The 15,238-nt window shown below is 60.7% G+C and carries 11 protein-coding genes and 1 pseudogene; 1 reads left to right on the plus strand and 11 read right to left on the minus strand.

The window, feature by feature from the left end; translation table 11 throughout:
• Window positions 1-98: 98 nt before the first annotated feature.
• The 11 genes and pseudogenes from Q8Q83_RS20165 to sdhC form a co-directional block, all read right to left on the minus strand.
• Window positions 99-812 carry a methyl-accepting chemotaxis protein gene (locus Q8Q83_RS20165; RefSeq protein WP_371132348.1) on the minus strand — a complete coding sequence of 238 codons (714 nt, stop codon included), beginning with the start codon at window positions 810-812 and terminating at the stop codon, window positions 99-101.
• 144 nt (window positions 813-956) lie between these two features.
• Window positions 957-2,060: pseudogene (locus Q8Q83_RS20170) on the minus strand (HAMP domain-containing protein); the annotation flags it as partial.
• Window positions 2,061-2,268: 208 nt separating this feature from the next.
• Window positions 2,269-3,156, minus strand: a complete 888-nt coding sequence (gene sucD / locus Q8Q83_RS02315) for a succinate--CoA ligase subunit alpha (RefSeq protein WP_305620780.1) — start codon at window positions 3,154-3,156, stop codon at window positions 2,269-2,271.
• The gene (sucC, locus tag Q8Q83_RS02320) at window positions 3,156-4,322 is read right to left on the minus strand and encodes an ADP-forming succinate--CoA ligase subunit beta (RefSeq protein WP_305620782.1); all 1,167 of its coding nucleotides are present in this window, start codon (window positions 4,320-4,322) and stop codon (window positions 3,156-3,158) included. Before sucC ends, sucD begins: the two co-directional genes overlap by 1 nt.
• 213 nt (window positions 4,323-4,535) lie before the next feature.
• The gene (gene lpdA, locus Q8Q83_RS02325) at window positions 4,536-5,972 is read right to left on the minus strand and encodes a dihydrolipoyl dehydrogenase (protein WP_305620784.1); all 1,437 of its coding nucleotides are present in this window, start codon (window positions 5,970-5,972) and stop codon (window positions 4,536-4,538) included.
• A gap of 65 nt (window positions 5,973-6,037) precedes the next feature.
• Window positions 6,038-7,255: a 2-oxoglutarate dehydrogenase complex dihydrolipoyllysine-residue succinyltransferase gene (gene odhB, locus Q8Q83_RS02330; protein ID WP_305620786.1), complete on the minus strand. Its 1,218-nt coding sequence runs from the start codon at window positions 7,253-7,255 to the stop codon at window positions 6,038-6,040.
• 69 nt (window positions 7,256-7,324) lie between these two features.
• Window positions 7,325-10,156, minus strand: coding sequence for a 2-oxoglutarate dehydrogenase E1 component (locus Q8Q83_RS02335; RefSeq protein ID WP_305620788.1), 2,832 nt, complete (start codon window positions 10,154-10,156; stop codon window positions 7,325-7,327).
• Between the two features lie 274 nt (window positions 10,157-10,430).
• On the minus strand, window positions 10,431-11,138 hold the full coding sequence (locus tag Q8Q83_RS02340; protein WP_305620790.1) for a succinate dehydrogenase iron-sulfur subunit: 708 nt from the start codon (window positions 11,136-11,138) through the stop codon (window positions 10,431-10,433).
• An 11-nt stretch (window positions 11,139-11,149) separates the two neighbouring features.
• On the minus strand, window positions 11,150-12,922 hold the full coding sequence (gene sdhA, locus Q8Q83_RS02345) for a succinate dehydrogenase flavoprotein subunit (protein ID WP_305620792.1): 1,773 nt from the start codon (window positions 12,920-12,922) through the stop codon (window positions 11,150-11,152).
• A gap of 3 nt (window positions 12,923-12,925) precedes the next feature.
• Window positions 12,926-13,294 carry a succinate dehydrogenase, hydrophobic membrane anchor protein gene (gene sdhD / locus Q8Q83_RS02350; protein WP_305620794.1) on the minus strand — a complete coding sequence of 123 codons (369 nt, stop codon included), beginning with the start codon at window positions 13,292-13,294 and terminating at the stop codon, window positions 12,926-12,928.
• Window positions 13,288-13,662, minus strand: coding sequence for a succinate dehydrogenase, cytochrome b556 subunit (gene sdhC, locus Q8Q83_RS02355; RefSeq protein ID WP_305620796.1), 375 nt, complete (start codon window positions 13,660-13,662; stop codon window positions 13,288-13,290). Before sdhC ends, sdhD begins: the two co-directional genes overlap by 7 nt.
• Window positions 13,663-14,026: 364 nt before the next feature.
• Here sdhC and gltA point away from each other — a divergent pair.
• On the plus strand, window positions 14,027-15,238 hold a 1,212-nt coding region (gene gltA / locus Q8Q83_RS02360; protein WP_305620798.1), incomplete at its 3' end, for a citrate synthase.

A 15,238-nucleotide genomic window follows, 5' to 3' on the forward strand; every position in this document is an offset into this window, starting at 1 on the left:
TGCACCAAAGTGCACTGGCCTGTTTGGCTTTAGGCCGGCACGCTCTGCGCTTTGCCCAAGCGGCGGTCATCACTTCAACCTGCCCGCTGGAGATCGACTCAGGTCTGAAACTGCTCGATCAGCCGACTCAGCTGACTTTCCAGTTCGCGGATGCTTTGCGCCGCCGCCCGGGTCTGCTCGACAGTGGCGTAGGTATCCTCGCTGATGCTGTTGGCGCGCACCACGCCAGCCCCGACCTCCTCCGCCACCTTCGCCTGCTCGGCGGCGGCCGCGACCATCTGCTGGATATTCTGGTCGATGGCATCCACCGCCGAGGTGATGCGTTGCAGTGAACTGCTGGTCTGCTCGGCGCTGTCGCGGGCCAAGTCCACCGCCTGCTGACTCTCGCCCATCATCTCGATGGAGGACTGACTGCGCCGCTGCAAGGTCTGGATAATGTCCTGAATTTCTTCCGTCGAGGCCTGGGTGCGCTGGGCCAGGCTGCGCACCTCATCGGCCACCACGGCGAACCCCCGCCCCTGATCGCCGGCTCGCGCCGCTTCGATAGCGGCGTTGAGGGCCAGCAGATTGGTCTGCTCGGCAATCGAGCGGATCACCGCCAGCACCGAGCCGATGCGCTCGCTGTCGGCGCTGAGCGACTCTATTACTTCGGCCAGACGGCCGACCTTGTCGGTCAGACTGTTCATGGCCTGGCGATTGCCCTGCACGCGATGCAGGCCGTCGTCGGCCGCCTTGCGGGTTTCCCGCGACAGTTGCTGGCCGTGCTCGGCACTCTGCGCCATTTGCTGGGCACTGGCCGCCATCTGAATCATCGCCGAGGCGATCTGAGTGCTCTCGTCGCGTTGCTGTTCGACATCCTGGTGGGCTCGCTGCGCCGAGCCTTGTAGGTCCTCCCCGGCCTGCTCCAGGGTGTGTGAAGCCTGGGCCACTTCGGCCACAGTGACGCGGATTTTCTCGACAAAGGTATTGAAGTTGCTGGCCAATAGGCCGATGTCATCACGCCCATGGATAGGCAGGCGCTTGGTCAGGTCGCCTTCACCCTCGGCCATGTCCTGCAGCATCAGGTTGATCTGGCTAAGCCCGCGCACCAGGGCAGCACCCACCCCATAGGCCAGCAATGCCCCAAACAGCAGGGCCGCGGCCAGCAGGCTCCAGAGCAATTGATTGACCTGCAGCACCGTATTATCCGCCGTACTGGCCGCCTCCTGCATCGCGCCCATCAGGCTCTGCTGCAAGCGACTGGCGAGGTCGGAGATTTGCGGATCGATGCGATCCATCTGCTGCAGGGTGTCATTGCGCGCCCGCACCAACTCGACCACCTTGGCCGCCGCGGCCTTGTACAGCTCCAGGCTTTCCAGCGCCTGGTTGAGCTGGGTGGTGAGGCGTTCGCTGCTACTGCGGTCGCGCAACACGCTGATCATGCTCTGCGCATTGTCCAGCTCGAGGGTAAAAGCCTTGACTTGCTCTTCCTGGTTTTCCTGTAAGAACCGATACAGGTACTGGCTGCCCAGCAGCAGGTTGCGCATGGCAGCACTGGCGTAGAACACCGCATCCAGGTTGAAGCTTTGCTGGGCATTGCTCAGCACCGCCGACAACACCTGCTCAATCGCCGGCCCATGCTGGCTCAGCTCGCCGCTGACCAGGGCCTGCCGCTGCTGGCTCAAGGGCACTAGGCGCTCGCGAAACAGCGCACTGTACTGCCCATGCAAATCGCCCATGGCGTCGAGCATGCGCCTGTGCTCGGCATCATGCAGGCGCGCACCCGCCTGTTGCAGGGCGGTGCGCAAACGCGCGTCCAGCTCGGTGAACTGGCCTTCGGCGCCGGCCTCGCCGCTGCGCGCATACTGGCTCACGGACAGTTGCAGGCGCGCCATGCTGTCGCTGACCTGGGCCACCAGATCCATGCTCGGCCCGAGATCGCGGGTCACGACCTCGACCCGATCGGCAATGCTGCGCAGCGACAGGGATGACACCAGGCCCAGTACCACCAGCAGGGTGCAGAGCACCGCCGGCACTATGGCGATCTTGTAGGCAATCCGCAGATCGGCGAACCAACGCATAAAGAGGCTTCCTCTGGCAGCGGGAAAGGCAGGCGGCGGCTCGATACCCCGTCTGCAGTGCTTATCGACTGCATCGAGCCAATGCTTGAGCCTATAGCCTGTCCTGCCAATGATCTTAGTAGAGTGCGACCTGTTATTAAGCTGGAGAGCCAAAGCCTGAAAAACAAAAGGCCACCCGAAGGTGGCCTCTTGTCCAGCAAGAAACGCCTTAGGCGTTCTTGACTTCCCAACCGGTCAGCTCGGCCAGGGCCTTGCCGATGTCAGCCAGGGAACGCACGGTTTTCACACCGGCGTCCTGCAGCGCGGCGAACTTCTCGTCCGCAGTGCCTTTACCACCGGAGATGATCGCACCGGCGTGGCCCATGCGCTTGCCCGCAGGGGCAGTCACACCGGCGATATAGGACACCACCGGCTTGGTCACGTTGGCCTTGATATAGGCAGCCGCTTCTTCTTCAGCCGAACCGCCGATCTCACCGATCATCACGATCGCTTCGGTCTTCGGGTCTGCCTGGAACAGCTTGAGGATGTCGATAAAGTTGGAACCCGGGATCGGGTCACCGCCGATGCCCACGCAAGTGGACTGGCCGAAACCGGCGTCGGTGGTCTGCTTGACGGCTTCATAGGTCAGGGTGCCGGAACGCGACACTATGCCTACTTTGCCTGGCAGGTGGATGTGGCCCGGCATGATGCCGATCTTGCACTCGCCCGGAGTGATAACGCCTGGGCAGTTCGGGCCGATCAGGACCACGCCCAGTTCGTCACACTTGACCTTGGCGTCGAGCATGTCGAGGGTCGGGATGCCTTCGGTGATGCACACGATCAGCTTGATGCCGCCGAACGCCGCTTCAAGGATGGAGTCCTTGCAGAACGGTGCCGGAACGTAGATCACGCTGGCGGTGGCGCCAGTGGCGGCTACGGCGTCTTTCACGGTGTTGAAGACCGGCAGGTCCAGGTGAGTGGTGCCGCCTTTGCCCGGCGTCACGCCGCCGACCATCTGGGTGCCGTACTCGATGGCTTGCTGGGTGTGGAAACTACCTTGCGAACCGGTAATACCCTGGCAGATAACTTTGGTGTCTTTATTGATCAGGACGCTCATTATTTGCCCTCCGCAGCTTTAACGACTTGTTGAGCAGCATCGGTCAGGCTGGTAGCCGCGATGATGTTCAAACCGCTTTCTGCCAGTACTTTAGCGCCCAGCTCGGCGTTGTTGCCTTCGAGGCGCACAACCACCGGAATTTTCACGCCGACTTCTTTCACTGCGCCGATGATGCCTTCGGCAATCATGTCGCAACGCACGATACCGCCGAAGATGTTGACCAGTACGGCCGCGACGTTGCTGTCGGACAGGATGATCTTGAACGCTTCGGTTACGCGTTCCTTGGTAGCGCCGCCGCCCACGTCGAGGAAGTTGGCCGGCTTGCCGCCGTGCAGGTTGACGATGTCCATGGTGCCCATGGCCAGGCCGGCACCGTTGACCATGCAACCGATGTTGCCTTCCAGCGCTACGTAGTTCAGCTCGAACTTGGCAGCGTGTGCTTCGCGCGGATCGTCTTGCGACGGATCGTGGAAGGTCTTCAGCTTGGGCTGACGGTACATGGCGTTGGCGTCGATGTTGATCTTGGCATCCAGGCAGTGTAAATCGCCGTCAGCCTTGATCACCAACGGGTTCACTTCCAGCAGTGCCAGGTCATGGTCCTGGAACAGCTTGGCCAGGCCCACGAAGATCTTGGCGAACTGAGCGACTTGCTTGCCTTCCAGACCCAACTGGAACGCCAGCTCGCGGCCCTGGAACGGCTGCGCGCCGACCAGCGGATCGATAGTGGCCTTGAGGATCTTCTCAGGGGTGTCATGCGCCACTTTCTCGATGTCCACGCCACCTTCGGTGGAAGCCATAAACACGATGCGGCGGCTGGAACGGTCGACTACCGCGCCCAGGTACAGTTCCTTGGCGATATCGGTGCAGGATTCGACCAGAATCTTGGTCACAGGCTGACCGTTGGCGTCAGTCTGGTAAGTCACCAGACGCTTGCCCAACCAGTTGGCGGCGAAGGCTTTGGCGTCTTCCTTGTTGCGAACCAGTTTGACACCGCCCGCTTTACCGCGGCCACCGGCGTGCACTTGAGCCTTGACGACCCATTCGGTGCCACCGATTTTTTCGCAAGCTGCTGCGGCTTCTTCTGGGGTGTCTACGGCGAAGCCCTTGGATACGGGCAGGCCGTATTCAGCGAACAGCTGCTTACCCTGATACTCGTGGAGATTCATGCTTGTCTACCGTCTTCGTTTAGGTATTGCGCATACGGTGCTGCACTTATGGTGCCGCACCACCTGTGATTGCCTTTTCCAGCAATCCGACTGACGTTCCGCGCAGCAACCTAAGCTGTACGCGGGCGGTCTGCCGTGGTTCTTCCTGCATAAGCCCTGGCCTTCGCTGGCACACTACCTCCAGTGAAGGCTGGGGCTCAAACAAACAACTACTTAACGTTTTTTACGGTTGGCGATATGAATGGCATGGCCATTCACTGCCAGCGCAGCTTCATGCAGCGCTTCGGACAGGGTCGGATGGGAGAACACCATCATCCCCAGATCCTCGGCACTGGTGCCGAACTCCATGCCGATCGCGCCTTGCTGAACCAGCTCGGCAGCGCTCGGGCCGATCACGTGTACACCCAGTACGCGGTCGGTAGTGGCATCGGCGATCACCTTGACCATACCGCCGGTATCGTTGGCCGCCATGGCGCGGCCGCTGGCGGCGAACGGGAAGGTACCGACGTTGACCGCAACGCCCTCGGCCTTCAACTGCTGTTCGGTCTTGCCGACCCAGGCGATTTCCGGGTGGGTGTAGATCACCGACGGGATCAGGTCGTAGTTCATCTGGGCTTTGTGGCCGGCGATGCGCTCGGCGACCATGATGCCCTCTTCCGAGGCCTTGTGCGCCAGCATGGCGCCACGCACCACGTCACCGATGGCGTAGACGCCCGGTACGCTGGTCGCGCACTGGTCGTCAACGAAGATAAAGCCGCGCTCGTCCATGTCCACGCCACTGTCGGCAGCCAGCAGATCGGTGGTTACCGGGCGGCGGCCGACCGCTACGATCAGCTTGTCGAAGGTCAGCTTCTGCTCGCCATCGGCGTCAGTGAAGTTGACGGTGACCTGCTTCTTCTTCACCTCCGAACCGGTGACGCGAGCGCCCAGACGGATCTTCAAGCCTTGCTTGGTCAGGGTTTTCAGCGCTTCCTTGGCGATCTGCTCGTCGGCGGCCGGGAGGAACTTGTCCAGGGCCTCGATCACTGTGACGTCGGCACCCAGACGGGCCCAGACCGAGCCCAGCTCGAGGCCGATCACGCCGGCGCCGATCACGCCCAGCTTCTTCGGCACGCTCTGGAATTCCAGGGCACCGGTGGAATCGACTATGACGTCCTGATCGACCGGAGCCGGCGGAATGTCCACCGGCTTGGAGCCGGAAGCCAGGATCACGTGCGCGGCGTCGATGATCTGGGTGGTGCCATCCAGCGCGGTGACTTCCACCTGCTTGCCCGCCAGCAGCTTGCCGTGGCCTTCCAGTAGCGTTACGCCGTTGGCCTTGAACAGGGTGCTGACACCGCCGGTGAGGTTTTTCACGATGTTCGACTTGCGCGCAATCATGGCCGGCACGTCCATGGTCACGCCCTTGGCTTCGATGCCGTGGATGGCAAAGCCTTCGTGCGCTTCGTGGTATTTCCAGGAGCTGTCGAGCAGCGCCTTGGACGGAATGCAACCGACGTTCAGGCAAGTACCGCCGAGGGCGATCTTGCCCTCTTTGTCCTGGTACTTCTCGATGCAGGCAGTCTTCAGGCCGAGCTGAGCTGCTTTGATGGCGGCTACATAGCCACCAGGGCCGGCACCGATGACTACCACGTCGAATTTCTGGGTCATAACGTATTCCTTCTCGAATAAACCGGACGGCCCTGTTTCAGGGCCGCCGTGGGAGAGACTGGCTTTTAGATGTCCAGCAACAGGCGAGCCGGGTCTTCAAGCAAGTTTTTGATGGTCACCAGGAAGGTCACGGCTTCCTTACCATCAATCAGGCGGTGGTCGTAGGACAACGCCAGGTACATCATCGGGCGGATAACAACCTGACCGTTGATCGCCATCGGGCGTTGCAGGATGTTGTGCATCCCCAGGATGGCTGCTTGCGGTGGGTTGACGATCGGGGTCGACATCATAGAACCGAAAGTGCCGCCGTTGGTGATAGTGAAGGTGCCACCAGTCATATCATCGATCGACAACTTGCCGTCTTTGGCTTTCTTGCCGAAGGTAGCGATGCCACTTTCGATTTCAGCCAGGCTCATCAGCTCGGCATTGCGCAGTACCGGTACCACCAGGCCACGGTCGCTGGACACGGCAACACCGATGTCGGAGTAGCCGTGGTAGACGATGTCGGAGCCGTCGATCGAGGCGTTGACAGCCGGGAAACGCTTCAGCGCTTCGGTGGCCGCCTTGACGAAGAACGACATAAAGCCCAGGCGTACGCCGTTGTGCTTCTTCTCGAACAGGTCTTTGTATTTCGAACGCAGCGCCATGACTTCGGTCATGTCGACTTCGTTGAAGGTGGTCAGCATCGCCATGGACGACTGGGCTTCAACCAGACGCTCGGCCACCTTGGCGCGCAGGCGGGTCATAGGCACGCGCTTCTCGACGCGGTCGCCGGCGGCGAACAGCGGCGCGGCGGCAGCCGGCGCAGCAGGCTTGGCAGCTGGCGCAGCGGCCGGAGCGTTTTTCTTGGCGGAGGCGGCGGCGACCACGTCTTCCTTGGTCACGCGCCCGCCTTTACCGGTGCCGGCGATGCTGTTCGGGTCGATGGCGTTTTCTTCGGCGATCTTGCGCGCGGCTGGCGAGAGGATCTGCTCGTCGCCGGCAACAGCGGCAGCGGCTGGGGCAGCGGCTTGTGCGGCAACCGCCGGGGCCGGCGTGGCAGCACCACCTTCATTCAGGGTGCCCAGCAGCTCGTTGCTGAGTACGGTGTCGCCTTCGTTCTTGATGATTTGCGCCAGGACGCCGTCGGCCTCGGCCAGTACTTCAATCACTACTTTGTCGGTCTCGATGTCGACGATCAGCTCGTCGCGCTTGACCGCATCGCCCGGCTTCTTGTGCCAGGTCGCCACGGTGCCATCGGCAACCGATTCCGGGAAAGTAGGGGCTTTGATCTCGATAGCCATTGTCAGTAATTCCTTAAATTCGGTTTCTTCACAAGGCGGCCCTTGTGGGCCGCCTATTACGCGAAGGCGTTAAACAGTAAAGGCGTCCTGCAGGAGTTTTTCCTGCTGTTCCGCATGCATCGAGGCATAACCACAAGCCGGAGCGGCAGAGCCTTCACGACCGGCGTACTCGAGGAACAGCGCTTTCTTGTGCGCTGTCGCCATGCGACGCATGTGGTGCTGGCTGCAATACCAAGCCCCCTGGTTCATCGGCTCTTCCTGACACCAGACGATGTGCTTGAGGTTCTTGTACGGCGCCAACGCCTCGGCCAGATCGTCCTCCGGGAACGGATAGAGCTGCTCGATACGCACGATGGCGATATCGTCGCGGCCCTCGTTGCGACGCTTCTCCAGCAAGTCGTAATAGACCTTGCCGCTGCACAGCACCAGACGCTCGACCTTCTTCGGATCCAGTGCATCGGTTTCTGGAATCACGGTCTGGAACGAACCTTCGGCCAGATCTTCCAGGGTCGAGATGGCCAATTTGTGGCGCAGCAGCGACTTCGGAGTCAATACGACCAATGGCTTGCGCAGTGGGCGGATGACCTGACGACGCAGCAGGTGGTAGATCTGCGCCGGGGTGGTCGGCACGCAGACCTGCATATTGTGCTCGGCGCACAGTTGCAGATAACGTTCCAGACGCGCCGAACTGTGCTCAGGCCCCTGCCCTTCATAACCGTGCGGCAGCAGCATGGTCAGACCGCACAGGCGGCCCCACTTGTGCTCGCCGCTGGAGATGAACTGGTCGAACACCACCTGGGCACCGTTGGCGAAGTCGCCGAACTGGGCTTCCCAGATCACCAGCGACTGTGGCTGGGTAGTGGCATAACCGTACTCGAACGCCAGCACGGCTTCTTCGGAGAGGAAGGAGTCGTACAGATCGAAGCGCGGCTGACCCTCGTAGAGGTTCTGCAGCGGCAGGTAGGCGGCGGCGTCCTTCTGGTTGTGCAGCACCGCATGGCGGTGCGAGAAGGTGCCGCGACCTATGTCCTGGCCGGTCATGCGGATCGGGTGGCCTTCGAACAACAGGGTGGCGTAGGCCATGGTTTCGGCGTAGCCCCAGTTGATCGGCAGCGCGCCTGCGCTCATCTTCTGGCGGTCTTCGAGGATCTTCGCGACCTGGCGCTGAACGACGAAGCCTTCCGGGATTTCCAGCAGCTTGTTCGACAGTTCCTGCAGGGTTTTCAGCTCGAAACGGGTGTCGTGTCGCGCGGTCCAGGCGTGGCCCAGGTAGGGCCGCCAGTCGACGAACAGTTCCTTGTTCGGCTCCTTGACCAGGCTCTTGACCACGTGCTGGCCGTTATCCAGCGCCGTGCGGTAGTCGTCGATCTTGGCCTGCACCTCATCGGCGCTCTGGCGCACTGCTGCGGTCAGGGCATCGGCATACAGTTCGCGGGTGGTGCGCTGCTTGCCGATCTTCTGGTACATCAGTGGCTGGGTACCGTTGGGTTCGTCGGCCTCGTTGTGACCACGGCGGCGGTAGCACACCAGGTCGATGACCACGTCGCGCTTGTACTGCATGCGGTAGTCGACGGCCAGCTGGGTGACGAACAGCACCGCCTCAGGATCATCGCCATTCACGTGCAGGATCGGCGCCTGGATCATCTTCGCCACATCGGTGCAGTACTCGGTGGAGCGCGAGTCCAGCGGGTTGCTGATGGTGAAACCGACCTGGTTGTTGATCACGATATGGATGGTGCCGCCCGTCTTGAAGCCGCGGGTCTGCGACATCTGGAAGGTTTCCATGACCACGCCTTGACCGGCGAACGCCGCGTCGCCGTGCAGGGAAACCGGCAACACTTTCTCGCCAATCGCATCGCTGCGACGATCCTGACGAGCGCGTACCGAACCCTCGACCACCGGCGAAACGATCTCCAGGTGCGAGGGGTTGAACGCCATGGCCAGGTGAACTTCGCCGCCCGCGGTCATCACGTTGGAGGAGAAACCCTGGTGGTATTTCACGTCGCCGGAAGACAGCCCGTCGGTCTTCTTGCCTTCGAACTCGTCGAACAGGTCGCGCGGGTTCTTGCCGAAGGTGTTGACCAGCACGTTGAGGCGGCCACGGTGGGCCATGCCGATGACGATTTCCTTGGTGCCGTAGGAGCCGGAACGCTGGATCACTTCGTCGAGCAGCGGAATCAGGCTCTCGCCGCCTTCCAGACCGAAACGCTTGGTGCCCGGGTACTTGGTGCCCAGGTACTTTTCCAGGCCTTCGGCCGCGGTCAGGCGCTCGAGCAGGTGGCTCTGCACTTCGACGGAGAATTGCGGACGGCCGCGCACGCTTTCCAGACGCTGCTGGAACCAGCTGCGCTGCTCGGAATCGACTATGTGGGTGAACTCGGCACCTATGGTGCGGCAATATGTCTGCTGCAACGCATCGCGAATTTCGCGCAGAGTAGCCTCTTCCTTGCCGATAAACAGACCACCGGTACGGAAGGTGGTGTCCAGGTCGGCGTCGGTCAGGCCGTAGTGGTTGATCGCCAAGTCGGCCGGAGCCGGACGTTTCCAGAGGCCAAGCGGATCGAGCTGGGCGGCCTGATGGCCACGCATGCGATAAGCCTGAATCAGACGCAGGACTTCGACTTGCTTCTTCTCGTGCTCACTGCTGACGCTGCCGGCGGACACCGGTTGGGCGCGCCGCTGGTTTTTAGCAAGCAGGACGAAGTGATCGCGAATCGTTGAATGCGATACGTCTGTGGCGGCGCTGCCGTCAGCCGGCAACTTCTGGAAGTAGGTGCGCCACTCTTCTGGCACAGCGTTGGGATCGTGCAGGTAAAGCTCATAGAGCTCTTCCACATAGGCAGCGTTACCACCGGATAGGTGGGCACTGTCCCACATGCGCTGCATCACGCTTTCTTGCATGCTTGGTCACCCTCGGTAAGGGGACACCACCGGCGTAGAAACCGCATGGCTTCCTGAGTCCTGAAGCAGCGACTGAAGCCACCACGGATCCCGCAGATAGTCCGGGCACCAGCCCGGATGCCCCTGCTGGTCGTTATATTTTTCGAATTAAGCACCGCGGCTTTGTGAGCTGCGGTTCTAGCTGAAACTACGGCGCTGGAGTTGAACCCAGCGCCGTAGGTGTTACAGCACTAGCCAGCGGTGGTTACCCACAGCCAACTAGAGAAACGGCGAATCAAGTACCGCTTTGCAGCAACATATTGCGTACGTGGCCGATTGCCTTGGTCGGATTGAGACCCTTAGGGCAAACGTTCACGCAGTTCATGATGCCGCGGCAACGGAACACACTGAACGGGTCATCCAACGCTGCCAGACGCTCTTCGGTCTTGGTATCGCGGCTGTCCGCCAGGAAACGGTAGGCCTGCAGCAACGCCGCTGGGCCAAGGAACTTGTCAGGGTTCCACCAGAAGGACGGGCAGCTGGTCGAGCAGCAAGCGCACAGGATGCACTCGTACAGACCGTCCAGCTTCTCGCGCTCTTCCGGGGATTGCAGACGTTCGATGGCCGGAGCCGGAGTATCGTTCTGCAGGAACGGTTGCACCTTCTCGTACTGCTTGTAGAAGATGCTCATATCGACAGCCAGGTCACGAATAACCGGCAGCCCCGGCAGCGGACGAATCACCAGCTTGCCGCCTTTCAGGCCAGCCGCCGAAATCGGCGTGATGCAGGCCAGGCCATTCTTGCCGTTGATATTCATGCCGTCGGAACCACAGACGCCTTCACGGCAGGAACGACGGTAGGAGAAGCCTTCGTCCTGTTCCTTGATCAGCGCCAGTACGTCGAGGACCATGATGTCCTTGCCGCCGGTGTCGACCTGGAAGTCCTGCATAAACGGAGCAGTATCCTGCTCCGGGTTGTAGCGATAAACACTGACTTGCAACATATCAGCCACCCTTAATAAGTCCGAACCATGGGTTCAAAGGTCGGAACTGTCTTCGGCGAGAAATTGACAGCGCGCTTGGTTACGCGCTTCTCACCTGGGGAGTACAGGGAGTGACACAGCCAGTTCTCGTCATCACGTTCTTCGAAGTCTTCGCGGGCATGGGCACCACGGGACTCTTTACGAACCTCGGCGGCGATAGCGGTCGCCTCGGCCACTTCGAGAAGGTTTTGCAGTTCCAGCGCTTCGATACGCGCCGTGTTGAATGCCTGGCTCTTGTCCGCGATCTTGACGGTCGCGATACGCTCACGCAGGTCGGCCAGTTGGGCGATGCCCTTCTGCATGTACTCGCCAGTGCGGAACACACCGAAGTAGTTCTGCATGCACTGTTGCAGCTCTTTACGCAGCGGCGCCACGTCTTCGCCAGTGGTGCGCTCGTTAACCCCGGACAGACGCTTGAGCGACAGTTCGATGTCGGTTGCGCTGGCGCCACGGACTTCCACGCCCTCTTTCAGGGCTTTTTCCAAGTGCAGGCCAGCCGCGCGGCCGAATACCACCAGGTCCAGCAGCGAGTTGCCGCCCAGACGGTTGGCACCGTGCACCGATACGCAGGCGACTTCACCCACGGCGAACAGACCGTCGATGATCTTGTCGTTGCCGTTGGCATCCTGAGTGATGGCCTGGCCATGAATGTTGGTCGGCACGCCGCCCATCATGTAGTGGCAGGTCGGGATCACTGGAACCGGGGCGACGACCGGGTCGACATGGGCGAAGGTCTTCGACAGTTCGCAGATACCCGGCAGGCGGCTGTGCAGCACGTCCTCGCCGAGGTGATCGAGTTTCAGCAGCACATGGTCGCCATCCGGGCCACAACCGTTGCCGGCGATGACTTCCTTGACCATGGAGCGGGCCACCACGTCGCGACCGGCCAGGTCTTTGGCGTTCGGCGCGTAGCGCTCCATAAAACGCTCGCCGTGCTTGTTGATCAGGTAACCACCCTCACCACGGCAACCTTCGGTCACCAGCACGCCCGCGCCGGCGATACCGGTCGGGTGGAATTGCCACATTTCGATGTCCTGCACCGGCACGCCGGCACGCAGGGCCATGCCCACGCCGTCACCGGTGTTGATCAGGGCGTTGGTGGTGGAGGCGTAGATACGCCCGGCACCGCCGGTGGCCAGAACCACAGCCTTGGAACGGATATAGACGGTTTCGCCGTTCTCGATGCAGATGGCGATGATGCCGACGATGGCACCGTCCTGGTTCTTCACCAGATCGACCGCGTACCACTCGTTGAGGAACGAGGTGCCAGCCTTGAGGTTGGCCTGGTACAGGGTGTGCAGCAGGGCGTGACCGGTACGGTCGGCCGCGGCGCAGGTACGAGCGGCCTGACCACCCTTGCCGAAGTCCTTGGACTGACCGCCGAACGGACGCTGATAGATGCGGCCCTGTTCGGTACGGGAGAACGGCAGCCCCATGTGTTCCAGTTCGAACACGGCCTCGGGACCCACCGAGCACATATATTCGATGGCGTCCTGGTCACCGATATAGTCGGAGCCCTTGACGGTGTCGTACATGTGCCAGCGCCAATCGTCGTTCGGGTCGGCCGAAGCGATGGCGCAGGTGATGCCGCCCTGAGCGGATACGGTGTGCGAGCGGGTCGGGAAGACCTTGGTCACCACTGCAGTTTTGTGACCGCCTTGGGCCAACTGCAAGGCCGCGCGCATACCCGCGCCGCCGCCGCCAACGATGATGGCGTCATAAGAAAGAGTAGGAATGCTAGCCATGGATCAGATACCCCAAAGAATCAGCACGCCCCAGACGAAGAACGCGAACATGGCGATGCCACACGCGGCCTGGAACAGAAAACGCACGACAGTCGCGTACTTACCCAGCGCCATTGGCGTCAGGTAGTCGGTGGAAATCGTCCACATGCCAATCCAGGCGTGAGCGCTGAGCGCTACCAGGGTCAACAGACTGAAGATGCGCATCGCATTATTGGAGAACAGCGCCTGCCACTCGGCGTAACCCAGACCCGGGTGAAGCACGACGAAACCGAGCAGAAACAACACATAAGCCGCGAGAATGACAGCCGATACACGCTGTGCCATCCAGTCATACAAACCCGAACGCGAGAAGTTCGTGACGTTGGTTACCATATCCACACCCCCAGCAGCAGGATCACGATCGCCGAGACGACGAGAACGATTTGCGAGCCCAGCTTGCCGCCTTCCAGCGTCTCACCGATGCCCATGTCCATGATCAAGTGGCGTACACCGGCCACCAGGTGGTACAGCAGAGCGGACAACAAACCCCAAATCACGAACTTGGCCAGCGCACTGGTCAGGCATTCTTGCACCTGAGCGAAGCCTTCCTCGGACGCCAGCGACTTGTCGAGCCCGTACAGCAGCACGGCAATGCCAACGAAAAGGATGACACCGGAGATACGGTGAAGAATGGACGTGTAAGCAGTGATTGGGAGATTGATAGTCCTAAGGTCTAGGTTTACAGGTCTTTGGCTATTCACGGCTTTTTTATCACACTGAGAGCCCCTAACTATCAGGGCAAAGTTGTCGGGAAGTGCACTGGTCAGGTACCCATCACCCAAGGAGTGACAACCACCAGAATACGGGCTTTATAGCCCTTGGTAGTTGGGCGCAGAGTATAGACAGTTAGGTTACTAATGACAATGCGAAGCCCCCTACCTAAAAGCGCATTGCGCAGCCTGTATAAATGGCGTAAAGAGCCCGGCATTTTCGCCGAAAACCACCCGCAAACCCTTCTGCCGTCTGGGTTTTCGCAAATTGACATTAGAATTTATCCCACTATAGTGGTGCGGGCCCTGCGTGGGGGGCTGTCAGATGATTTCAAGCATAACTAGGAGGCCACACATGGCTGACAAAAAAGCGCAGTTGATCATCGAGGGCGCAGCCCCCGTCGAGCTGCCCGTTTTAACCGGCACCGTTGGTCCCGATGTAATTGACGTGCGGGGCTTAACCGCCACGGGCCGTTTCACTTTTGATCCTGGCTTTATGTCCACCGCCTCGTGCGAGTCGAAGATCACCTATATCGACGGCGATCAGGGCATTTTGCTGCACCGCGGTTACCCCATCGAGCAGTTGGCCGATAAGTCTGACTACCTGGAAACCTGCTTCCTGCTGCTCAACGGCGAGTTGCCGAGCGCAGAGGAAAAGACCCAGTTCGTCAGCACCATCAAGAACCACACCATGGTTCACGAACAACTGAAGAGCTTCTTCAACGGTTTCCGCCGCGATGCCCACCCAATGGCCATCATGTGCGGTGTAGTGGGCGCCCTCTCGGCCTTCTACCACGACTCCCTGGACATCAATAACCCGCAGCATCGTGAAGTCTCGGCCATGCGCCTGGTCGCCAAGATGCCGACCATCGCTGCCATGGCCTACAAGTACTCCATGGGCCAGCCGATGATGTACCCGCGTAACGACCTGAACTACGCGGAAAACTTCCTGCACATGATGTTCAACACCCCCTGCGAGATCAAACCGATCAGCCCGGTGTTGGCCAAGGCCATGGATAAGATCTTTATCCTGCACGCCGACCACGAGCAGAACGCCTCGACCTCCACCGTACGCCTGGCCGGCTCTTCGGGTGCCAACCCGTTCGCCTGTATCGCCGCCGGTATCGCCGCCCTCTGGGGCCCGGCGCATGGCGGTGCCAACGAAGCCGTGCTGAGCATGCTGGACGAGATCGGCAGCGTCGAGAACATCGACAAGTACATCGCCAAAGCCAAGGACAAGAACGATCCGTTCAAGCTGATGGGCTTCGGTCACCGCGTGTACAAGAACCGTGACCCGCGCGCCACCGTGATGAAGAAGACCTGCGACGAAGTGCTGAATGAGCTGGGCATCAAGAACGACCCGCAGCTGCAGCTGGCCATGCGCCTGGAAGAGATCGCCCTCACCGATCCGTACTTCAAGGAACGCAACCTGTACCCGAACGTCGACTTCTATTCGGGCATCATTCTCAAGGCCATCGGCATTCCGACCAGCATGTTCACCGTGATCTTCGCCATGGCGCGGACCGTCGGCTGGATCGCCCACTGGAAAGAAATGCTCTCCAGCCCG

It is taken from the genome of Pseudomonas sp. (assembly GCF_030696055.1).
GTDB lineage: Bacteria > Pseudomonadota > Gammaproteobacteria > Pseudomonadales > Pseudomonadaceae > Aquipseudomonas.

Coding starts and splice junctions, on each gene's coding strand:
- Q8Q83_RS02340 (WP_305620790.1), bottom strand. CDS start 11,138: ATGTTGCAAGTCAGTGTTTATCGCTACAACCCGGAGCAGGATACTGCT.
- Q8Q83_RS02335 (WP_305620788.1), bottom strand. CDS start 10,156: ATGCAAGAAAGCGTGATGCAGCGCATGTGGGACAGTGCCCACCTATCC.
- Q8Q83_RS20165 (WP_371132348.1), bottom strand. CDS start 812: ATGATTCAGATGGCGGCCAGTGCCCAGCAAATGGCGCAGAGTGCCGAG.
- sdhA (WP_305620792.1), bottom strand. CDS start 12,922: ATGGCTAGCATTCCTACTCTTTCTTATGACGCCATCATCGTTGGCGGC.
- sdhD (WP_305620794.1), bottom strand. CDS start 13,294: ATGGTAACCAACGTCACGAACTTCTCGCGTTCGGGTTTGTATGACTGG.
- lpdA (WP_305620784.1), bottom strand. CDS start 5,972: ATGACCCAGAAATTCGACGTGGTAGTCATCGGTGCCGGCCCTGGTGGC.
- sucD (WP_305620780.1), bottom strand. CDS start 3,156: ATGAGCGTCCTGATCAATAAAGACACCAAAGTTATCTGCCAGGGTATT.
- sucC (WP_305620782.1), bottom strand. CDS start 4,322: ATGAATCTCCACGAGTATCAGGGTAAGCAGCTGTTCGCTGAATACGGC.
- odhB (WP_305620786.1), bottom strand. CDS start 7,255: ATGGCTATCGAGATCAAAGCCCCTACTTTCCCGGAATCGGTTGCCGAT.